The organism is Ammoniphilus soli, from assembly GCF_040813775.1.
In genome coordinates this window covers 167548-189757 of the sequence record NZ_JBEGDL010000002.1, presented here as the reverse complement: position 1 = coordinate 189757, position 22210 = coordinate 167548, and the positions used below count along the sequence as shown (strand labels likewise).

The 22210-nt window shown below is 44.9% G+C and carries 20 protein-coding genes and 1 pseudogene; 1 reads left to right on the top strand and 20 read right to left on the bottom strand.

Annotated features, from left to right (window positions below):
• Positions 1–19 precede the first annotated feature (19 nt).
• Together ABLT31_RS05630 and ABLT31_RS05625 are read right to left on the bottom strand one after the other, a co-directional pair.
• Positions 20–874, bottom strand: coding sequence for a MurR/RpiR family transcriptional regulator (locus ABLT31_RS05630; RefSeq protein ID WP_367749581.1), 855 nt, complete (start codon positions 872–874; stop codon positions 20–22).
• A gap of 349 nt (positions 875–1223) precedes the next feature.
• Positions 1224–2540, bottom strand: coding sequence for a cytochrome P450 (locus tag ABLT31_RS05625; protein WP_367749579.1), 1317 nt, complete (start codon positions 2538–2540; stop codon positions 1224–1226).
• A gap of 178 nt (positions 2541–2718) precedes the next feature.
• Here ABLT31_RS05625 and ABLT31_RS05620 point away from each other — a divergent pair, with 178 nt between their 5' ends.
• On the top strand, positions 2719–4092 hold the full coding sequence (locus ABLT31_RS05620) for a hypothetical protein (protein WP_367749576.1): 1374 nt from the start codon (positions 2719–2721) through the stop codon (positions 4090–4092).
• Positions 4093–4191: 99 nt separating this feature from the next.
• On the opposite strand, the gene cuyB is transcribed toward ABLT31_RS05620, so the two are convergent.
• The 18 genes and pseudogenes from cuyB to ABLT31_RS05530 all read right to left on the bottom strand — a co-directional run bounded on the left by cuyB (position 4192) and on the right by ABLT31_RS05530 (position 22207).
• Positions 4192–4887 carry a cysteate racemase gene (gene cuyB, locus ABLT31_RS05615; RefSeq protein ID WP_367749574.1) on the bottom strand — a complete coding sequence of 232 codons (696 nt, stop codon included), beginning with the start codon at positions 4885–4887 and terminating at the stop codon, positions 4192–4194.
• 239 nt (positions 4888–5126) lie between these two features.
• Positions 5127–6641, bottom strand: coding sequence for a tagaturonate reductase (locus ABLT31_RS05610; RefSeq protein ID WP_367749572.1), 1515 nt, complete (start codon positions 6639–6641; stop codon positions 5127–5129).
• A gap of 20 nt (positions 6642–6661) precedes the next feature.
• Positions 6662–7645 carry an aldo/keto reductase gene (locus ABLT31_RS05605; protein WP_367749570.1) on the bottom strand — a complete coding sequence of 328 codons (984 nt, stop codon included), beginning with the start codon at positions 7643–7645 and terminating at the stop codon, positions 6662–6664.
• A 25-nt stretch (positions 7646–7670) separates the two neighbouring features.
• Positions 7671–9005 (bottom strand): multi antimicrobial extrusion protein MatE, encoded by a 1335-nt coding sequence (locus ABLT31_RS05600; RefSeq protein WP_367749568.1) that lies wholly within the window; start codon positions 9003–9005, stop codon positions 7671–7673.
• A gap of 94 nt (positions 9006–9099) precedes the next feature.
• The gene (locus ABLT31_RS05595) at positions 9100–9459 is read right to left on the bottom strand and encodes a fumarate hydratase C-terminal domain-containing protein (RefSeq protein ID WP_367749566.1); all 360 of its coding nucleotides are present in this window, start codon (positions 9457–9459) and stop codon (positions 9100–9102) included.
• Positions 9435–9653, bottom strand: coding sequence for a fumarate hydratase C-terminal domain-containing protein (locus tag ABLT31_RS05590; protein WP_367749564.1), 219 nt, complete (start codon positions 9651–9653; stop codon positions 9435–9437). The genes ABLT31_RS05595 and ABLT31_RS05590 overlap by 25 nt, the downstream gene beginning before the upstream one ends.
• A gap of 12 nt (positions 9654–9665) precedes the next feature.
• Positions 9666–10508 (bottom strand): fumarate hydratase, encoded by an 843-nt coding sequence (locus ABLT31_RS05585; protein ID WP_367749562.1) that lies wholly within the window; start codon positions 10506–10508, stop codon positions 9666–9668.
• A 14-nt stretch (positions 10509–10522) separates the two neighbouring features.
• A complete protein-coding gene (locus ABLT31_RS05580) occupies positions 10523–11836 on the bottom strand; it encodes a Gfo/Idh/MocA family protein (RefSeq protein WP_367749560.1) in 1314 nt (437 codons plus the stop codon).
• A gap of 29 nt (positions 11837–11865) precedes the next feature.
• Positions 11866–12989: pseudogene (locus tag ABLT31_RS05575) on the bottom strand (glycoside hydrolase family 88/105 protein).
• Between the two features lie 194 nt (positions 12990–13183).
• On the bottom strand, positions 13184–13945 hold the full coding sequence (locus tag ABLT31_RS05570) for an SDR family NAD(P)-dependent oxidoreductase (protein ID WP_367749558.1): 762 nt from the start codon (positions 13943–13945) through the stop codon (positions 13184–13186).
• A 14-nt stretch (positions 13946–13959) separates the two neighbouring features.
• A complete protein-coding gene (locus ABLT31_RS05565; RefSeq protein ID WP_367749556.1) occupies positions 13960–14139 on the bottom strand; it encodes a hypothetical protein in 180 nt (59 codons plus the stop codon).
• Positions 14130–14774 carry a TIM barrel protein gene (locus tag ABLT31_RS05560; protein WP_367749554.1) on the bottom strand — a complete coding sequence of 215 codons (645 nt, stop codon included), beginning with the start codon at positions 14772–14774 and terminating at the stop codon, positions 14130–14132. Before ABLT31_RS05560 ends, ABLT31_RS05565 begins: the two co-directional genes overlap by 10 nt.
• Positions 14764–15813 (bottom strand): dienelactone hydrolase family protein, encoded by a 1050-nt coding sequence (locus ABLT31_RS05555; RefSeq protein ID WP_367749552.1) that lies wholly within the window; start codon positions 15811–15813, stop codon positions 14764–14766. Before ABLT31_RS05555 ends, ABLT31_RS05560 begins: the two co-directional genes overlap by 11 nt.
• Positions 15814–15983: 170 nt before the next feature.
• The gene (locus ABLT31_RS05550; protein WP_367749550.1) at positions 15984–17315 is read right to left on the bottom strand and encodes a pectate lyase family protein; all 1332 of its coding nucleotides are present in this window, start codon (positions 17313–17315) and stop codon (positions 15984–15986) included.
• A gap of 99 nt (positions 17316–17414) precedes the next feature.
• Positions 17415–18194, bottom strand: a complete 780-nt coding sequence (locus ABLT31_RS05545) for a carbohydrate ABC transporter permease (RefSeq protein ID WP_367750227.1) — start codon at positions 18192–18194, stop codon at positions 17415–17417.
• A 61-nt stretch (positions 18195–18255) separates the two neighbouring features.
• Positions 18256–19212: a carbohydrate ABC transporter permease gene (locus ABLT31_RS05540; RefSeq protein ID WP_367749548.1), complete on the bottom strand. Its 957-nt coding sequence runs from the start codon at positions 19210–19212 to the stop codon at positions 18256–18258.
• Between the two features lie 85 nt (positions 19213–19297).
• On the bottom strand, positions 19298–20647 hold the full coding sequence (locus ABLT31_RS05535) for an ABC transporter substrate-binding protein (RefSeq protein WP_367749546.1): 1350 nt from the start codon (positions 20645–20647) through the stop codon (positions 19298–19300).
• A gap of 486 nt (positions 20648–21133) precedes the next feature.
• Positions 21134–22207: a Gfo/Idh/MocA family protein gene (locus ABLT31_RS05530; RefSeq protein ID WP_367749543.1), complete on the bottom strand. Its 1074-nt coding sequence runs from the start codon at positions 22205–22207 to the stop codon at positions 21134–21136.
• Positions 22208–22210 lie beyond the last annotated feature (3 nt).

Here is a 22210-nt window from a genome sequence, read left to right as displayed (position 1 = left end):
TTTAATTGAAGGCAAAGCTTTATTCCATAAAGACTTCGTAGGTCGAATACATTTCTTCCAATCTTCTCTGGCGAGACTGGATCCTTTCTTTATCCTTTCGATTGATCCCCGTAATGACTAAATCTAGCAAACTAATAACAGGAGCGATGGAATTGGATCCTGATTCTACATTTTCCTCGGTCGTCAGCGTCATATCCGAAATGCGGCCTACTGGTGAAAGCGCTCGATCTGTCACGGATATTAGGGTGATGCCTTGTTTCTTCGCGCTTTCCGCAATATGAACGGTTTCTTTGGCATAGCGGGGAAATGAAATGACCAAAACAACGGAATCCTTCGTAAGGTCGTTCAGCCTTTCGTGCCAATCAACCGATGGCGGGCACAAGATGACATTTTCCCGCAACATGCTGAGCGTATAAGAAAACCAATAAGCCGCTGCATAAGAGGTCCGAAATCCTGCAATGAAAATTTGATCCCCTTTAATTATTGCATCCACTACGTTCCATAATTGCTGTTCATTTGTCTGATGAAGGATTTCCCTTAGGATATGCACCTCGTTTTCAATCACTTTAGCAAAAGGACTCAGCTCACTCTTCCTGTCCTGGATCTGTTCGCGTTTATTAGACGCAGCCTGATGGCTTAATAATAATTGTCTTTGGATCTTGTCCTGCATTTCAGTAAAGCCATCAAAACCGAGAGCATAAGACAGTCTGATGACCGTGGTTTCACTGACCTCCACTTTTTTCCCAATTTGAAAGGCTCTGCTAAAAGCCGCCTCCTCCAGATTTTGCAACATATAGTCGGCCACTTTTTTCTGCCCGGCAGATAAGCGATCGAACCTTTCTTTTATCAAATTCTCAAACGTTTCATTTTCCACAGAAATCCCCCATTTGAACAGGTTAGCTCAATTTAGCCTATGTAAATGTTGATAGGTTTGAATAATACTTTCCCTTTTTTCATTTAGATAATTCATTGCGCTTGCTGCCAAGAGACTCATGAACGACCTCACGTTTAAATTTTTTAGGAATGCTATTTTAGGTGAATTTATAACTTCAAAAAAATATTTTTATGAAGTTTAAACTTCATATTTATATATAACTATATCTTCTTATAAAACGCAAGCACTTTATTTTAGTTTTCTGAATTTTTGTGTTTATCTTGGAAAATATAGCTTAAAACCAACAAAGCAAAAGCTGCCTGTCGGCAGCCCTCTTCTTTTTAATCAGCTATTCATTTCTGATCACTTGCATTTTCAATCCATTTTTCGGACGCATGGTGATTAAAGGCTCGGGCACGATGGGGGGATGATCGGCCGTTAATCTTAACTTGTAACGCTGGGCGATCGTAGCCAAAATCAGAACAGCCTCCATTATGGCAAAATGATTTCCCACGCATACGCGAGGTCCTCCACCAAAAGGAAAGTAGGCATAAGGAGGAATTTTTTTGAGCAAGTCCTGGGAGAATCTCTCAGGAATAAATAAATCAGGGTGTTCAAAATAACGTGAATCCCGGTGAACAACATATTGGCTGATCAGCACAATGTCTCCCGGCTCAAATCGTTGTTTGCCAATCTGCACCCTTTTTACCGCTTTACGGGGAATCGCCCAAGCCGCAGGATACAAACGCATGGATTCCTGAACGATTTGAGTCAAATAGCGTAATTGCCGAACGTTATCGTAAGTAGGCACGTTGCCGCCAAGGACTTCATTCAATTCATCCGAAAGCTTGTGTTCTACTTCCGGATGTTGGGGTAGCAGATACCATGTCCATGACAAGGTATGGGCTGTAGTTTCGTGCCCAGCCAGAAAAATCGTCATGACCTGATCCCGTAGTTCTTCTTCTGTCAGCACGTTTCCTTCATCATCCCGAGCAGACAAAAGCGCCGACAATAGATCGTCTTTCTCACTCTCCCCCTTCTTGCGCCGTTGTTCCAAAATCCCATTAATGATTTGATGTAAAGATTCGATCGCCTGATTTAATTCCTTATTCTTTTTTGTCTGCATGATCTCAAGAAAATCAAAGATGGCTCGAGTCCGTTCCACCACCCTCCTTTGAACGATGTCCAGGTCCTGGCGTATCCGCTCTGTATCCTTGCTCACCTCAGCCCCGAACATGGTTTTTGTGATAATGCCCAGCGTTAGCGCCATCATATCTCGATCGATCCAACGTTCCTCTCCACTTGTCCATTGTCTCGTTAGCTCAGCCGTTTCCTCTACCATTTGGGCTGCATACCTTCCTATTTGCAACGCGCTAAAATGTGGCTGTATCATTTTGCGTTGTCTGCGATGTTTTTCTCCTTCACTTGTGAGGAGTCCCTCTCCTACGGCCACTTTCAGCTTTTGCAGTCCTCTTGCCTTATGAAAACAATCCTGTTTCGTCACCAGCACGTCACAAATATCATCAGGATGATAAAGTACGTAAAAATTTTGAAATGGCCTGAATCGGACCTTGACAATATCTCCAACCTTTTTTTGATTCATCAAAAATGCCAGTGGATCTTTAGCAAAATCCAATGCATCACCAAACCCTAACGCACGACCCATATCCCCACTCCTTCCCCTAATCCCGATCCGTCATACGACTTATATGAACGGTCATAATAATTAAATTCTATGCTCTAAAAATTGCCTTATTATTAATCGACCTGGTACTAGCGCCTATAACGTTATGCCGAATAAACTGGAAGAAAGTTTTAAGAACGTATGCGGGGAGGATTTGTCTATGCAACATGTTGAGACGATGAGACTAGACGGGGCGGTAGCCATCGCTTATACGTCGGATCGCGGAGGAACCTTCGATATTTGGCTTTATCGGCCTATGGCGGCTCTTAACTATCCGCTTACTCAAGGGTTGGGTGAGGAGTTTTCGATTCCTTATTGGTCTCCGGACAGCAGAAAAATAGCTTTTATTGGGAAGCAGAACATCATCTATTTAGTGGATACAGGTTCAGGGGCTGTAGCACGTATTGATCAGACTCACCCTTACACCCTGTTGGACTGGTCACCAGACAGCCAATTCTTATGTTATATAAAAAACGGGCGCATTGTGATTTACAACATCCTATCCCATTCCAGCCGCTCGATGTTGCATGAAGGAGCTTCCAATGCCCAATGGTTTCCTTCAGGGAGAGAGCTTTTGTTTGCCGCCCCCGATACAGCAGGGATCACCCAACTCTATAAAGTGAACGCGGATGGAACAAACAAACGTCAACTGACCCAAAATAAGGAGGGTCCGCTTCATAACGTCAGGCTTTCACCCGACGGTAGCTTCGCACTTTACACTTCACCCGGAGTCAGCATATCCATCATTTCAACCGTAGATCTGGCTACAGGCAAAACGTATTCCCTGGAAGGTGGACCACAGGCTAAAAACTACTTTCCCGAATGGTCGCCCGAATCTTCCTTCATCGCCTATAGCGCCACCGCATTAGCCCAAAATAAGTATTACTCTCTTATCCAAACCGACCATCGGACCGGTTTGCAAAAAAGTACGCTGGCGGTCTCCGATTGCTTTGCCACCCCTGTGAGTTGGTCGCCAGACGGAAGCCGCATAGCCTACTTGTCCGGATGCGGGAACTTAGAAAGAGCGAGTCAAATATGGGTAGTGGATCGCAGAAACCTGGTACCGGTCAAGATCGTCGAAGGGGGACGCATATCAGCCCTGCAGTGGTCCCCATCTAATTTTGCCATTCCCCGGTTTGCCATTTATTCCAATCCCGTATATCATGTTACTTTTCTTTATCCTGCAAACTGGCGCAAGGTTACGGAGGAACGGTACGAAGGTACAAACGGTTTCTTTCAAATCTCCGCGATTTCTTCGGAGAGTCCAATCCATGAAGTATGTCGTTTGGAAGCTTTTCATCCATTACAACCATACGGATCCTCCCCGCGGATTACCATGACATCCATCCATAATCTGAACGGCTGCTTTATTTTCCCATCGGGTGATCAACCGAAGGAAATGAAAAACCAAGCAGCTCTAATCGTGAAGTATCCGCGTCCCGTCTCAATACAAGGAACCCTCTATCATTATTTCATCCTGTGGGCGGATCAAAGTCATATTGTGCCACTGGCACGAGGGCTTACATTTGTTTAATTAATTTATAAGATTCCCTGGCAGAGGGCCTACCCGTAAGTATTTTAAATACTTGCAGGTAGACTCTGCGCAATTCAACATCACCAGGTTGATCTAGTCTTAAGCAATTGCCTTTCTAATTGCTAGTTTCGCCAATATTAATGTAGGATCAATTTTAATAATTTGTTGGTCCAGATAAGGAAACAAGAGCGGGATTTCAGTGCATCCCCCTATAATCGCTTGTATCCCTTTTACCTTGTAGGAGCCGATCATTTCATTGATCTGATCAATATATGAATTAGAATCCACTTGCAATGCTTTTACTTTACCGATCCCTTTTGAAATCACTTCCTGTTCTAAAGGATTGGGGATCCAAATATGAGCTCCAAGTGATTGAAAGGCCTTTTGGTATAATCCTCTGGTTATCATCGCTTCTGTTGCCAATAACAAGACAGAGTTTAGGGGAATATTGCTATTCATTATTTCGCATACTGTATTCTCTATCATATCGTAAAATGGGATTTTAACATGACTCTTCACCTCATGATACCAATTATGTGCGGTATTGCACGGCATGATGATAAAGTCTGCACCTGCATACTCTATCATTTTTGCAGTTTTTATCAGCTCTGGTAAAGGGTTTTTACCATTAAACAATATGGCCTCGTTTCTCGAAGGAATTTTTGGGTTGTTATATATGATCATTCTTAAATGATCTTGATCGACCTTTGCCGGAGTATTCATTATGATTTTGTTAACCAAATCAACCGTTGCAAGCGGTCCCATCCCCCCTAAAATACCAATGATTTTACTCATTTTTCATCTCCCTCATATCAAGTCTTCCAAAGTGATATCTTATTCTATGAATTTAATAAATGAAGCGCTACTAATAGAAGCGATAGTCTAAATGGTAAAAGAGGTCCAATATGTTTTCTTCACCTTGTTTTAAATCAGGCAACGAAAAGAGGGATTTCGCTTGAAGTCCCTCTCTTCGCTAATCATTTACTTTGTCTGAATCTTCCCGGCATAACGGAATAAGGCCGGAAAATAGCCCGTCAGATGCAAAAGTTTCGCTCGGGTTGCAGTAGCCAGATTACGGATTTTTCCATGCCATCTCTAAGGATGCCGTTCAGGTAACCATAGACCGATTCCGTCAGATGAGGAACTTGATTCAAATCTTTGTCCCACCAACTCTCTTGAGCTAGCACTTGCTGCACTAATTCCTGAAGCAGTAAGTCTTCCCCTTGGTACCGGGCCCAAAGGCTATCGAGCAGTTCTATCACTTCAGGCTGATCCCTTAAGGTATACACCTCGTCCCCACGCTTGCAAGTGATTTCATTATCTGCCGTTTTTTGCCCTCGATAGAGCGATATTAAAGCAGCAAGCGAAAAAGTAATGGCCTGCGGCAATTGATTTTCTTTTACTGTGTTTTCTAGAAGAGTGGGTAGAAGTCTCGTTTTATATTTATAAAAAGAATTGAGTGCAATGTCGCGAAGAAAATGCCGATTAAAAGGGTTCAAGAAACGCTCTATGACCGAATCGGCAAAGGGCTGCTTACGGGATCTCTCCGACTCCACTATTGGAAAGATTTCCTGAAAGATTCCCTTTTGGATAAATTGACGAAGCCACGGGTCCTCCATTGCCTCCAGTACTGTATCTTTACCGGACAAGAAAGCCACCGGCACCATAAGGGTATGCGCACCGTTTAAGATTCTTACCTTGATTTCCCTAAATGGCCGAACATCCGTCCAATGGACATTGAGCCCCGCTTTATGGAATGGAATCGCATCGGCTACCTCTTGGGGGGCCTCGATCGCAAACAGATGATAGGGCTCTCCCACTGTAAGCAATTCATCATCATATCCCAGGCGCTGCTGATATTCCTCAATCCCTTCTTTCGGGTAACCGGTGACGATTCGATCGACGAGCGTATTGCAAAAGCGATTACTCGTTTTCAACCAGGTGGTAAATCCAGCTGGAAGATTCCAATCCATCGCAATTTTTAACACAATCTCCTTCAACAGTTCCCCGTTATCTTCCACTAGCTCACAAGGCATAATTACCATGCCTGTATCTTTGGTATCCCCTAGCACCTTGTAGCGGCGATAGAGGAATGCCGTCAGCTTTCCAGGATAAGAAAGTGGAGATTGCTCAGGAATATACTCTTCCTTAAGGTAAGTTAATCCCGCTTCCGTGGTATTGGAAAACACAAATTGGACATCCGGATTTTCCGCTACCTTCAGCACTTCCTTCCAATCTACATAAGGATTGATCCCTCGGCTTATGGAGGTAATGACCTCGGCTTGATCGATTACTTTTTCATTTTCAATTCCCTTCGTCACCAAGGTATAGAAGCCATCCTGAGCATTGAGCTTGGGAACCACCTTGCCATGAGGTGTGGGCTGAATCGCGACAATCCTTCCATTGAACAGGCCTTGCTTATTTAATTCGTGAACCATCCAATCCACAAATCCGCGAAGAAAATTCCCTTCCCCGAATTGAATGATTTTCTCAGGCAGATGATCATATAACTGCTCCTGCGCCATCAGCTGTTTATTTAGCCTCTGCATGAATTGACCCCCACTCTGTTTTAATAGGATCCGCGAATATGCGGAGCCACTCGTTGTTGATAGAATGCAGCCAACTGCTGCCGTTCTTCCACGGAGAAAGAAGCGGCCTCCAACGCCTTGAGATTCGCTTTCACCTGTTCGGCGCTTTTAAAACCCGGGATGACGCAACTGATAGCCTCCTGATCCAGGATCCACCGAAGGGCGGCGGAAGCCATGTCCCCTCTGCCTTCCTCGATCCAGCGCAAGGAATTACTCAGTTCAAGCCCTTTCTTGAATCCTAAGCCTGCAAAGGTTTCCCCTACGTTAAAGGATTCGCCATTCTCGTTATACCGGCGATGATCATTTTCTTCAAATACCGTATCCGGACCGAATTTTCCGGTTAGCAAACCACTTGCCAGCGGCAGGCGAGCCAAGATGCCTACCCCTTTTTTCTTTGCTTGTGGGAAAAGCTCTTCTAATGGCTTTTGTCGGAAAATATTAAAGATCACCTGCAAGGCTCTTACATTCGAATGGTTTAAGCAAACCAAGCCTTCTTCCACGCTTTCCACGCTAACGCCGTAATATCGGATTTTCCCCTCGGCTTGCAGCTTGTCAAGCACTTCGAAAACTCCCCCGTCTTTTAAAATATCAAGCGGCGGACAATGAATTTGGTACAAATCAATTCGTTCCCGGTTCAAGCGCTTCAAACTCGCTTCGCAATATTGGCGGACGGTTTGTTCATTATAGGTTCCAAGATCGTGAATATTCCCAGCACGGCAGAACTTCGTGGCAATGTAGGTGTCATCTTCTTTCCCTCTCATGGCCTTTGCCAGCAGCTCTTCGCTGTGTCCATTCCCATAAACGTCTGCCGTATCAAAAAAGTTAACCCCGGCGTCCATGGCTGCTTGCAAGCCACGAAGCGAGTCTTCATCCTTCACCTTTCCCCAGGAGCTGCCAATGGCCCACGTGCCAAAGCTTACTTCGCTGATTCGAAGGTCAGTGCTTCCCAATTGTCGATAGTCCAAATCTATCCCTCCCAAAATGATCCTGTCAGAAACTATTCGAGTGACTTTCGAGGAAACTTCCTTCCTCGATCTTCTCTTTCTTGATATCGTGCAAAATAAAGCCTAAAACCACAAAAAACTCCACAGCCATCCCCGTAACTTGGCTTACCGTACCGATCCATCCGCCGCTCTTTGAGCTAAAGAGTAGAATGCAGGACAACATGATTATTGTAGTCAGAACATTGCATATCTGGGATAAGAACATAAAGGATGTTCGATTTCTGAGGATCAACATTCCATTTAGAAAATCTAAAAATGGAAATAACATGGTTAATAGAATAAAAAACTTTAAGGTAACAATGCTCTCTTGCAATAAATTTCCCGTAACCCCAATAATATCGCGTAAGATCCATTCCCCTAGTGCGGTATAAGCTATACAGCCAAGCATAAGCGAAGGCAATAGCCCAAGTACGATCGAAAATCGAATCACGGTTTTTGGATCTTTATTAAAAAAATTGATGGCAATCTGATGCATATAGGAAGTAAAGCTTAAAAATAATTGCGTGACCGAAGCCGCAACGGCAAAAGAGGCAATGGCCAATTCTCCTTTTTCACTCCAGCCCAGGGCCGCCATGATGATCGGATTGATCATGACAGCGATCAGCGATGCCAGCAGCAGCGGCCGATAGAAACGGAACACTTGAGCGTGACTTTCTATGGCATGCTCTTTTTTCTTTTCAGGCAGCTTTTTGAAAAGATAATGCCCTTCCAAAAAACCTACCAAGGCTTCGACCATCATGCCGAAGAGAAAAATATACGAACCGATATAACCATCTGTGGCCCACCCCTTCTTCGTCACGACCACAGCGATCAAGGCCATTAACACAAGACGGACGATCATCATGATCGTCATCCATTTTGTCCGTAAATGGGAAATGATCACTCCTTGGTAAAAACAGCGTATTCCCGAAAAAATCGTGACAAAAAGAAGCACTTTATAAGCTTCAATCGTAGGGATCAGCAGCTCTTCCTTTACCCCGAACGCATACGTGAAAATCCATTTCCCCACATCCGTAAAGGCAATTCCCAGCGATATGCAGAGAATGGCGATCAGGACCATGGCCGTCACTTTGGCCATCGCATAAAATGAAATTTTATCGCGAACCAAAGCGGTTGAAGTCTGCCGGAAAATAACGGCACTGCGCTCCAATACTCCAAAAAGACTAAAAGCCACCGAGTAGCTTGCAATAACTACAGCCGCATTTTCGGCACGCGCTAAGGTACTGTGGATGATCACGTGAGAAAGAGTCACCAAGGTAGCAGAAAAGCTTAAAGGGACAAAAAAACGAAAAAGAGTTTTATAATCCAGCGAAGATATCACGATCTGATTCTCCTTCGTAAGTGAAAAGATACCCTATTGATATGCTTCCATCTAACAGGGTATCTCTCCGATAAAAACGTATTATAGGCCAATCCTATAGCTTTCGGTATTTCAAGATCTCTTGCTCGTACAAATCCTGACCTTTCGAATCATAGGCGACAAGCAAGGGGAAATTCTCAACCTCTAGCTTCCGGATTGCTTCCGGCCCCAAATCCTCGTAGGCCTCAACATCAACTTTTTTTATGCATTTGCTTAAAATGGCCGACAATCCGCCGATGGCTGCAAAAGATACTGCCCCATGCTTTTGGCATGCCTCTTTGATCATATCCCGCCGCGGGCCCTTTCCGACTGTTCCTTTGACCCCGTACTCATATAATGCCGGCGCATAGGGATCCATCCGGTACGCCGTGGTGGGAGCGGTTGACCCAATCACTTGACCCGGTTTAGGAGACAAGGTCCAGCATAAAAAATAATTTGGTTTTTCAGATCAACCGGCAGGGGCTGGTCGTTTCGGAGCAATTGGACTAACCGTTTATGTGCCGCATCTCTAGCCATATAAAGAGTGCCCGTCAAGAATACCTCATCACCAATTTGGAGCTGTTTGATCTGTTCATCTGCAATAGGAGTTTGCCAATGATAGGTAGCCACTTGAATTCCCCCTTAAATCACCGATGTCTTTTTGCGGGCAGCATGGCATTGAATATTGACCGCTACCGGCAGAGCGGTGATATGGCAAGCGTAGGATTCTACTGCCACCCATAAAGCGGTGTTGGTTCCCCCCAGCCCCTGGGGACCAATCCCAGTTTGGTTGATTACATCAAGCAAATCCTTTTCCAATTGCGCCAAATGCGGTTCCTGATGATAGGCACCCACTTCCCGCAATACCGCTTTTTTGGCAATCGCAGTGACCTTGTCAAATGTCCCCCCGATTCCTACACCTACGACAACGGGTGGACAGGCTTTTCCTCCAGCCGCTTCAATGGTTTCCAGGACGAATTTCTTGACGCCTTCCTCCCCTTCTCCAGGCAGCAAAAATTTCATCGCGCTCATATTTTCGCTTCCGCCCCCTTTAGGGAGGACCGTAATCTTCACCTGGTCACCGGGAACGATTTCGGTGTGAACAACGGCTGGGGTATTGTCGTTCGTATTCACACGGAGCAAAGGATCTCCCACCACCGACTTCCTCAGGAACCCTTCACTGTATCCTTTTCTTACCCCATCATGGATGGCTTCCAGAAAATTTCCTCCCGTGATCTGCACCTCTTGGCCTACATCCGCATAGACGACCGCCATCCCTGTATCATGGCAATACGGCATTTGTTCTGATGCAGCTACTTCGGCATTTTCAATCAATTGGGTCAAGATGGATTTTCCTAATGGGGAAAGCTCCTTCGCTTCCGCTTTTTTAAAAGCATTGGTAATATCAGACGGCAAATAGTAGCAAGCTTCCCAACAAAGCCTGGCAACGGTATCCCGGATTTCATCTGTATGAATCGTTCGCATCGAGCGTACCCTCACTATCGAATATTCTGCAATTCCTCTTGATTCACACCCAGAAGCTCTTGAATCTTGATCGGCCTGTTCTCCTTGCAGGAACGCCAAACGGCTTCACCTACAGCAATGGAATAAGCCCCTGCTTCGGAACCGGCCAGAATGTCATAGTTTCTTCTCGGATCTTTGCCAAGGAAGATATCCTCCAGCAATAGCGGATCTCCTCCCCCGTGCCCCCCTTCATTGCGGACCACATGGATGATCTCTTTCGATCCGAATAGTGGATAGTATTCGATTGTTTGCTGTTCCGGAATCGGGAACGGAATTCGGCTCGGCTCATGATACTCCGTCGTTTCCAGTCTTCCTTTTGTCCCGTTGATTGCTAAGCGGTACCCTTCATAAGGAGCGGAAAAATTAATCGAATAGTTCAGCAAAGCCCCGCGGTTATATTTCACGTTAACCGAATAGGTATCCTCAATATCAATTTCTGAATCAAAAATACAAGCATCTGGCCTATACTCGGTATACTTGGGGTTATTTTGATCCATCACATCCGCCCGCAAATGATCATCGCGAATGGATAGCCCCTTGCTTCTCGTAGTCCAGCGCATAAAGTAATCGCAATCCTGCTTCACATCACAGGTTCCGCAGAAGCGATGATCCCTTTTCTCGGGATTGAGCTCTGCATCCGGCCCAAAGTAATTCAAGGCGCCAAAAGCGAACACTTCTGATGGCGTTTGATCCAGCCACCAGTTAACCAGATCGAAGTGGTGGGAGGATTTATGAATGGATAAACCCCCGGAATTCCCGCGCATGCGGTTCCAGCGGCGGAAATAACTCGATCCGTGGTATGTATCCACATACCAGTTCAGGTCAACCGAAGTAATTCTCCCGAGTTTCCCTTCCAAAAGGAATTCCTTGATCTTGCGATGATAAGGGCTGTAGCGATAATTGAACGTAACGGTTACTTTCCCTTTGCTCTTCGCTTCTGCTTCCCATACTCTCTTGGCATCGGCGGCATTGGTAACCATTGGCTTTTCAGTAAATACCTCAAGGTCCTTTTCAAGCCCCTTCACAATGTAGTGAACATGGGTATCATCCCGGCTGGCGACAATAATGGCATCTGGCTTTGTCTCCAAAATCATTTGATCAAATTGTTGAGGAAAATAAGCTGGTACTTCCCCCAATTCCGGACACTCTTCCCGGCATACTTCAAATCGCCTGGAATCGTTATCAAGAATGGCTACGATTTGATTTCCTTCAGAAAAATGTTTCAGCATCGGCTTCATAAACATTCCTAATGCTCGATTACTTACACCGCAAATGGCAAATCTTTTCATATCGCTTCCCTCTCCTTAGTAGAAATTTATTATTTTGCTGAACTGTTCCTAATGCACTCTTCCAAAGCCACGCTTGCCAGAATAAAAGCCCCGACACCGTGCAAATCGTTATCGCCTGTCGGACGGCCGACATAGTGATCATAACCGCCAGCAGAGGTACCGATGCATATTCCCTTCATCTTCCATCCTTGTTCACCGGAAACGATCATGTGATCCAGCAAGCCCTGATACCCCTTTTTAACGGGTTCCAGATAACTCTCATCGATATAGCCTCTTGTGATCGCTTTCGCGATGAAATAGATAAACAAACTGGAACAGGATGATTCAAGCCAGTTGTCCGGCTGCTCCCCTTTATCCACCACTTGATACCATAAGCCCGTTTGGAGATCCTGGAAGGGGAGCAACCCGCGGATCAGTTGTCGCAAGGATTGAACCAGCTCTGATCGGCCGGGGTAATCGGCCGGCAGAAGTTCGAGGATATCTACCAAGGCCGTTCCATACCATCCCACCGATCTTCCCCAGAATTCAGGAGAACAACCCGTAACGGGATCCGCCCATCGCTGGCGTCCGCTTTCATCCCAAGCGTGAAAGAGGAGACCGGTTTTTTCATCCTTCATATGCAATCTCATGAGTTTTTCCTGATGCAGAACCATCTCTACTAGCTCGGGCTCATCAAACCATTGCGCATAAAGTAAAGCAAAAGGCCCTTCCATAAATAGGCCATCCAGCCACATCTGATGGGGACAACTATCCTTATGCCAATATCCGCCTTCTTTGGTCTTGTTTAACGTACCGAATAGATTTCTCAATTTCCTGGCAGCGATCAGGTAACTTGAGTCTTTCGTCACCTTATATAAGGGAAATAGTAGAATTCCGGGTTGGATCGAGTCCAATTCATCTCTAGCGAACAGGAAATTTCCCTGTTCATCGACAAGGGAGTCAACATAGGCTTTCTATAGTCAAAGTACTCCTGCCTGCCTGTCTTTTCCCATACCTTCTGCAAGCCATATAAAAATACTCCTTGATGGTAGTGCCAGCGATGGGCAGGAGGCAGTTCTTCAGGTTTAAACGTTTTCATTAGCTCTTGACAAGCCCGCTCCGAATACAACAATGCCGTATCCGCTAACTCTTGACCTAAATTATGAATACTCATCGGCATCTCTCCTTTCTGCAGGGATCGATCCATAATAACAACGTTTTCAAAAATAATTAAAATATATACTTGCTAGCAATACTAACAAGTAGGTTTAAAAAATAACAATGTTGTTAACTACAATATAATCCATATTTCTAATTTACGCAATATTTTTATTATCATGCTTCATAAATTTGTGTCAACCAAGCAGATCACTTGGCAAGCGCTCCTCCATCTACTGACAAAATAGCCCCAGTAACGTATAGATTATCAGGCAAAGCAAAATAAACCGCTGCTTCAGCTATATCTTCGGGTGTCCCTAAGCTTGGCGTAAGGCGCCTCTGCAAAAATTCCTTCTTAAGTTGCTCCGGATTTTCATGATTGGCTAAGGTGCGCTGAACCATCGGCGTTTCGATTGTACCCGGACAGATGCAGTTCACACGAATCCCACTTGGCGAATGGTCAACAGCCATCGCTTTGGTCATCCCGATGAGGGCGGATTTGGCCGCACTGTAAGCTGCCCGATTGGAAAATCCTTTCAAACCGGCTTCAGAAGAAATGTTGATCACGGATCCTTTTTGTTCTCTCAACAGATAAGGCAAGGCATAATGACTCACTAAGTAGGCCGATGTCACATTGGTTTGGAAGCTCTTTTGCCAATCTGATGGGCTAATGTCGACGATATTTCCAGGAATGACCAGACCTGCATTGTTCACGACTGTATGGATGGTTCCAAAGCAATTCACCACAGACTCGACCATATGCTGCACATCTGAATCCACAGTCAAGTCGGCGCGAAAAAAGACACCTTCTCCTCCATTGGCACGAATGGCAGATACTACTTTTTCTCCTCGTTCCTGATCTCTGCCTATCACCGCTATTTTTGCCCCTTCCTTGGCAAACCGATAGGCTATCGCTTCTCCCAGTCCGGAAGTAGCTCCAGTGATGATCGCTACCTGATCCTTTAACCTCAATCGTACAACCTCCTTTATGCGTTTAACATTCTTTTCAAATGAGAAATGGCTCCTCTCGCCGCTTCATCAGATGTGGGAAGCGGCAAACACTCCATGGCAATATGCCCCGTATAGTTAATCTCATTCAGCGCATGGATCACACGCTTAAAATCAAAGCATCCCGTCTCCGGGGCACATCCGATTGTTATCTGCAAAATGCACATGGCCCAATGAGCTCCTTTGCCTGAAGAATCGGCTGTACCATGTCGCTTTCTTCGATGTTCATATGGAAAGTATCGATATGCATTTTCAATAGATTGGTATCGAATCTGCTGATAAATTCAGCTGTACTATTCGTAGTGTTGAAGGAATCGCTTTCATATCGATTAATCACTTCAAGAACGACCATTACTTGTTCCTTGGCTGCCACATCGAGGCAGTGCTTCAAGCTATCCTGAAGCAGGCTTTCAAAGAAATCAAAACCGCAGTTTTCCTTGACTTGTCCTTTCATCAAGCCAATAATGACCAGGCAGTCTAGTTTATCAGCCAGCCGAATATGAGAATCTACTCTTTCTATGGCCTTTTTTCTCGTTTCCGAATCCCTGCTGTTCAAGCTCAGGCCTTCCATAGCATAGGCGAGTCCTGTTCCAAGAGAAGAAACTTTGATCCCATGACGAAAGCAGCTTTCCCGCAAGGCTTCGGCATCGATTTCCTCGGGATTTCTTACATGCAATTCTACCGCGTCGTAGCCCAATAATGCTGCTTTTTCAATGGCCAGAGAATAGTTGTCCCTTAAAACAAAAGGAGCAAGGGGAGCGGCGTTTTCTGCTACTGTGATACTAAGCTTCATTCATGCCCCTCGTTTCGCTAGTTAATTGAATTTCAAGCCAATCATAAGCGTTTTTCCCCCATATCTCATGGGTACCTGGGAAAATATCCGTCTCTAGAGCGCTCGTCGCTCCGATCATTCCGTAAATCCTTTTCAATTGGGAGATCGCCTCTAATGCACTATCCAAGGGAAAGACATGATCCTCCATCCCTGTCTCAATAAAGAGCGGACGAGGAGCAATTAATCCGATTAAATCGGGCATTTCAGCATAAGGAAGGATGCCTGGTATATAATTGTCCGCACAGTGGCGCATGGACAACACACTCCCCTTAAACGTGTTCACAAAACCGCTGAGGACAACTGCTTTAATCCTCTCATCTATTGCGGAAGCAAAAGCACAGATAAGTCCGCCTCCGGAAAGACCCATGCATCCGATTTGCTCATTTGCCACATCTTCTCTGGCAATCAGATAGTCCACGGCCCTTTGAAGCTCAAAAACTCTTTGTCCAGCCAACGTTCTTCCCATCATCAATAGATTCATAGACAACCGATAACAGGAATTAACCCGAGGATCCTCATTTTGGTCCTGAAGGAGCCGCCGGTCGCCAAACCCCAATATTTCCGGAGCTAAGACGACAAATCCCTTCTTCACCAACTCTAATGCAAAATTTTTATGTATTCCCGGAGCTGAAGTATTTTCTGAGCCGTCCGGCCATAGCCCGACAATTTCTCTGCTCCCATAGCCATGACCGTGACAGGCAATGACGGCAGGCAGAGGGCCGCTCCTGTGCTTAGGAATAAGTAGATAGGCAGGCACTCTCAGGTGCGCATCTACGGTATATTCGATCCGCTCTCTTACATAGGATTCAAAGACCTTTCTTTCCAATACGATTGGACTTAACTCTACCTTTTCGCTTGGAAAGTGACCAAGCAACTCGGAAAATTTATCTTTGAGAGCTGAACGCCATTCGAACCAATCTTCTTTACTCCTGGCAATAAACGAAAATTCGGGTTGGATACTTGCATAAAGATATTCTAAATATTCATCTGGATTCCACACGTTTGCCTCCAAACAAGTTCAGGTGAACTGGTTGAACTTAAAATCAGTCCGTCTATGTCATAATCGAAATTTAATGGGAGAAAATCTACTTATCTTGAGACCGAACTTGCTAGGAAGGAATAGCTGCCCCGTAATATCCCTTTTAGGGCAGCCTCCCGTAAAAACTCGGTTTATTTTAACTTACCGGCTCCCGCTTTTGTTTTCACCAATGCAGGTACACTTTGTGTCGGATCAATACGGTCATGGATCTCTGGAACCCAACCTACATTCTCATCGAATGGTTTAGAAGGATTAGCCTCATTATAAGCTGCAACTAAATCGACTTGATGATGTGTGCTAGAGCCGTTTACGAAGGATCCATCCTCATAAATCGATGTGCCTTTCCATTCCTTCAGAATGGTAGATGGATCCACATCCCAATCAAAATCAAAATAATTGTTTTCTGCGTAAATTTTGGATTCTTTACCTACTCCTAGTGCGTAACTGTATTCATATTCGGAATCCTTCGAGAACTCATAATAGTTATTGTAAACATGCACCTGGCCGAAGCGAACACGAGGCAGACGCTGGCTTAAATTTCGATAATGGTTGTGGTGGAAGGTCACTTTCAAATGGCCAGGGTCCTTTGTACTCGAGTCACTGGAGCCGACAAGCGTTACTTTATCATGCTCCTGGAAAACATTGTACGAGACCGTAACATAATCGGAACCATTCTTTACGTCCAGCAATCCGTCATGCTGTTGATATTCACGACCGAAATATTCTCCAGACTTGCTGTCCGGATGTTCCCCGTCACCAAAGGTATTGTGATCAATCCAAATGTTCTCGGAATTGGTAATGGTCACGCTATCAAATTCTGAATTCCAGTTTCCACCTGAATCGGCTGGATCCCATTGCGGGAACAAGTCGATGGGAGCCTCAAACTCAATATTTCGTATAATGACATTTTTCACCCCGTCCATGACTAAGCCGCCACCCACGATTTTTGCGTCATTTCCTACGCCTATGATCGTGGTGTTCGATCCGACATTAATCAGTATTCTTTTACCTTGATTCTGTTGAGCTTTCTTCCTTTCCTTATCTAATTCATGATCTGAAACCTTCTTGTCTATTGGCCAAATTTCAGGAGAAAATGTTTCCAGATACTGATCAAAATCATACGCCGTGCCATCACTATAGAAACTATCATCTTCTATTGGCTGATTATTGTCATCCACATTCAAATTGATAGTGCCTTTGATATAAATAATTTTTGGGGTGCTAATGGTTTTATTTTTCGTGTTATCGCCACCTAAAGCCTGAATTAGTTCAGTTCGATTGGTGACCGTAAAAATATGGTCTGCATCGGCTGCAGCTCCTCCAGTCGTTCCGTTTGCATAAGCCGCCCAACCGTCGTTCGGACCTAAGACCTCATGTCCTAAATCCTTTGCACTTACTGGAACCGCTGAAAGAGATAGTGCTAATAATGAAGCCCCTAAACATGCTTTTAATAATTTTTTCATATAAAGATTCTCTCCCTACATATTTTTATAAATAAATTCCAATCAAAATAACAACGTTTTCAAATATAAACCTGCCTTAACACATCATTTATGAAAGAATCATCCCTTTAACCCCGTTGTAGAAATCCCCTCAACTAAATATTTTTGGAAAAAGAGGAAGACGAGTAATTGCGGAAGCAAGGAAAGGGCCGACATGGCAAATAATGGTCCCCAAGCAGATACGGAAGATGGGTCAGCAAACATTTTCAAACCGAGAGATAAGGTATAGAGATTGATGTCATTCAAGTAAATGAGCGGTGTCAGGAAATCATCCCATGTCCACATAAAGGCAAAAATGGCTACGGTGACTAGGGCCGGCATACACAGCGGAAGGATAATCCTCCAAAAGATACCGAATTTGCTGCAGCCGTCGATCACCGCCGCTTCATCTAATTCACGCGGGATACCGCGGATAAATTGAATCAGAAGAAAGATGAAGAATGGGGTTCCTCCTAAAAAGGCCGGAACGATCAGCGGCAAGAAGGTGTTTACCCACCCCAGTTTATCAAAAAGGATATATTGCGGGATTAAGGTCACTTGAGACGGCAGCATGATCGTTGCCATTAAGCAGGCAAACATCAGCTTTTTAAATCTGAACTGCACTCGGGCAAACCCGAAAGCAACGACAGTAGAAGAAAGGATTGAACCAATCACAACCATGATGGTAATGATAGCGGAATTCTTAAAGAACACATCAAATCCAACGGATCCGAAGCCCTTCCACCCGGCAGCATAATTCTCCCAGATAAATTCGGAAGGAATCAAGGAGGAAGCTTTGCGGAAAATCTCCGCCTCCGGCTTGACCGAGCTTACAATCGTCCATACGATAGGGTAGATCATAAGCAGCGCAACAGCAGCGATGAAAAAATGAAAAGTAAATCTCCTAATTGTTGGACTCACTTTATTTTCCTCCCTCCGACTCATAATAGACCCAAGCAGAAGATGATTTGAAGATCAGGGCTGTGAATGCGCCGACAATGATAAGAAGGATCCAGGCCATGGCAGAAGCGTAGCCCATTTTGAAGTTACCAAAAGCTTGTTCATACAGGTACACGGCATAGAACAAGGTACGATCAAGCGGACCTCCTCCAGTGACCATGAAGCTTTGGGTAAATGTCATAAAACCATTGATCATTTGCATGACCAGATTAAAGAAAATAACTGGCGTTAGCATCGGTATCGTAATCTTGAAAAATTGATGAACACGGTTGGCTCCGTCAACAGATGCCGCTTCGTATAATTCCCTAGGGATTTGCTTTAATCCGGCCAAAAAAATGAGCATTGGCGATCCGAATTGCCAAACGACCAAGATGACTAGCGTAGAAAGCGCGGTGTCCGGATTGGCTATCCAATTGGAACCTTGAATTCCAAATAGGCCAAGCAGCCCATTAATCGGTCCGTTTTGCCCAAAGAGCTCTCTCCACATGACCGCCACGGCAACGCTTCCGCCAATAATAGAGGGAATATAGTATAATGTCCGGTAAACCCCAACACTACGGAAATTCCGATTAAACAGCATGGCGACAAATAGGGCGAAAGCCAATTTCATGGGTACGGAGACAAAAACGAAAGTAAATGTCACTTTTAAAGCTGTCCAAAAACGTTCATCCGAGGTAAACAAATTGATATAATTATCGAACCCAATCCAAGTAGGGCTCGACAATAAATCGTAATTCGTAAAAGAGAGGTAGAGAGAAGCGATCATCGGACCAATGATATATCCTAAAAACCCGATGAGCCACGGGGAAATGAAGGCAAATCCGACCAAGTCATTCTTCAAATCGCTCTGCCAAGCCCTTGTCTTGCCCTGTTGCTGGACTGATGCCCTGCCTGAAATCACTGGGCTTTCTCCATTCATACTGAACACCTCCTATTGTTAATCACGAGGGTGTCTCAAAAGTGCCTGGCACTCTTTGAGACACCCTCGTCCTCTTGTTTGTAAATTATTTAGCGTTGGCTTCCTTCAGGATTTTAGTAGCCTCATCACGGAATTTCTTTGCGGCAGCTTCAGGAGTGGATTGCTTGTAATGGACCTCCTGATTGATTCTTTTGAAAAGGTTCTCAATTTCGCTTGCGCCTTTTGGATCTGGAGGATCAATTTCGCGGGAATGCTGGGCCGCTACTTCGAGATAGTCGAACATAATCTTACCCGACTCATCCATTTGTGGCTTCAAGTGATCACGAACCTTCTTGGAAATCGGAACACCACGCTCTGCCGCAAGAATTTCATTCGCCTCTAGATCATTGGTGAAGAAGTTAATGAATTTGGCTGCTTCTTCCGGGTGTTTGGTTGTAGCCGCAATGGAGAAGAATTGAGACGGCTTTAAGAATTGGGCCTTTTGATCTCCAGGTCCGGCCGGATAAGTCGTCACGCCCATTGTCCGTCCCGCACCCTTCATGAGACCTTTAATTTGGTTGCTGTGTACGCTTCCAGATGCCGCTTTTTGATGCACCATCATTCGGTTCTCAAGCTGATTGGCTGTTTGCACCCAATCTTCGATCGGAGCAGCCGCACCCTCATCGACTAAACCTCTCCAGAAGGAGAAATAATCGACCAAATATTTGTCATCATCATAACCAAGGCCATCGCCTGTTTTGCTGTAAACATTTAAACCGTGGGAACGAAGATGCTGTTGGAATCCTTTCATATCTTCAAAAGGCTCAACACCGTAAATCCCTAATTTCTCCTTAATCTGGCGAGATACCTTGGCTAAGTCATCCCAGGTGTAACCCGGTGGGAGTTCGACGCCGGCTTTTTCAAACAATTCCGGATCATAACCAAGCGAAGTCGTATTGGAACCTAAATTCAGTGCGTATAATTTTCCGTCTACTTTTCCCCCGTCCACGGCATTGGCATCCGAATCACTGAGATCGATGAGTCCTTTTTCCACCAACGGGTTCATATCAAGCAGGGTGCCGCGGGAAACATAGTCATTCAGGAATTTATAGTCCATTTGCACAACGTCAGGCATTTTTTTGCCCGCAACCTGTGTAGTCAGCTTTTCCCAATATCCGTCGAAGCTCAGAAACTCCGGCTTGATCGTGACATGAGGATTTTCTTGCTGATACATTTCAATTACTTTCAGCGTTCGGTCATGCCGATCCTGGGAACCCCACCACATCAGACGGAGTTCAACGGGTTCCTTGCCCTTATCTTCCGCCTTTCCGGCCGTTTCACCGCCTTGAGCTGGAGCTGGCTGGCTTGTTTCAGTCGAGCCGCCGCAACCGGTCGCTATGCTGACAAGAATCGCTGCTGAAGTCAGTACGGATAACCACTTTTTGCTTTTTATCATCTACTTGCCCCCCAATTCGTAAATTTAAGAATGATCACACAGCCTATCTGTTAACGCTTTCAATTAACTCATGTTGTCGGAGACTTGAACAACAATTCTTCTATAGTCACCGCCTTCCATATGGTATTTATCAAACGTTTGTTTTGCTTTGTTTATGTAAAAGTCATGAACAGAATCTCTGATCTGACGATTACGCTATTATTAGGAACCGCTTTCATTCACACAAACCGGTTTGACTCGTACCCTAACTTTTGGCTAGTTGTCACTTCCTTTTCAATTTAAATTCAATCTCAAATATTTATAACAACGTTGTTATATTTATATTATATTGTAGATTGCGAATCTTTTCAATACACTTTTACCAAATTTTTAAAACATTTTAAAATGATTGCAATATCGGTTATTTCGGTTTGTGTTGTTCCATTCTCCACAAAAGCTCCCCTTGTGGTTAGAACTTTTAATAACGTTTGAAAGATGACAACCATTCTATTTCGTAAGAAAAACAGGGTGGCCTGTTTCTGCCGATTTATAAATCGCTAAGACAATCTCCAACGGCTTCAAGCCTTTTTCACCATTGATAAAAGGTTCACGATCCTCATGGATGGCGTTGATCATATCCAAAATCTGCATGCGGTGAGAGAATCCGCTGATCGCTGCCGGTTCTGATGACGCTCCTGCGCTTTCCGATGCACTTGAAATGTCCGCCAGGTTTTCCGCGGGTCCCCTTCCATACATAGCCCCCTGTTCCCCTTCTTTCCGAATGTACAAGTGCGTTAGTATATCATTATTGATGATGGCCGAACCGTTTGTCCCGAACAACTCGAGGCGTGCCGAAAATCCAGGGAAAGCACTTGTGGTGCCTACGATCGTTCCTAATGCCCCATTTTGGAACTTGAGGGTGGCAACGGCAACATCTTCCACTTCAATCCGTTCGTGCGCAAGCGTAGCGGTGTGAGCATGGACACTTTCTACTGGGCCCATTAAATGCTGGAGAATATCAATGGTATGTATCCCTTGATTCATTAAGACGCCTCCTCCATCAAGCTTCCACGTACCTCTCCAATCCCCGCTGTCATAATACTCCTGTGAGCGATACCAATGGATGGCTGCTTGGCCCAAAACCATATTTCCTAAGCTTCCTTGTTCGATTTCTTCTTTTACGCGAATCGTAGAACGGTCAAAAAGGTGCTGCGAAATAATCGACAATTTCACTCCTGCATCACGGCAGGCCTGTACCATGGCCTTTGCCTTATCGAGATGAATATCCATCGGCTTCTCGACAACGACGTGCTTGCCGGCTCGGGCAGCATCGATAGCCATTTCTGCATGCATGCCGCTTGGAGTCAATATATTTACCACATCGACATCATCCCGTTTCAGCATTTCCTGGTAATCCACATACCAATCCACACTGAAGCGGGCAGACAAGGCCTTCGCCTTATCCCTGTCCACATCGGCAACAGCAACTAATTCCGCTCCTTCAATAGCTGCAATTTCTTCCGCATGTCTAGTGCTGATAACGCCACAGCCGATTAACGCAAATCCGATGTTCCTGGACATTCG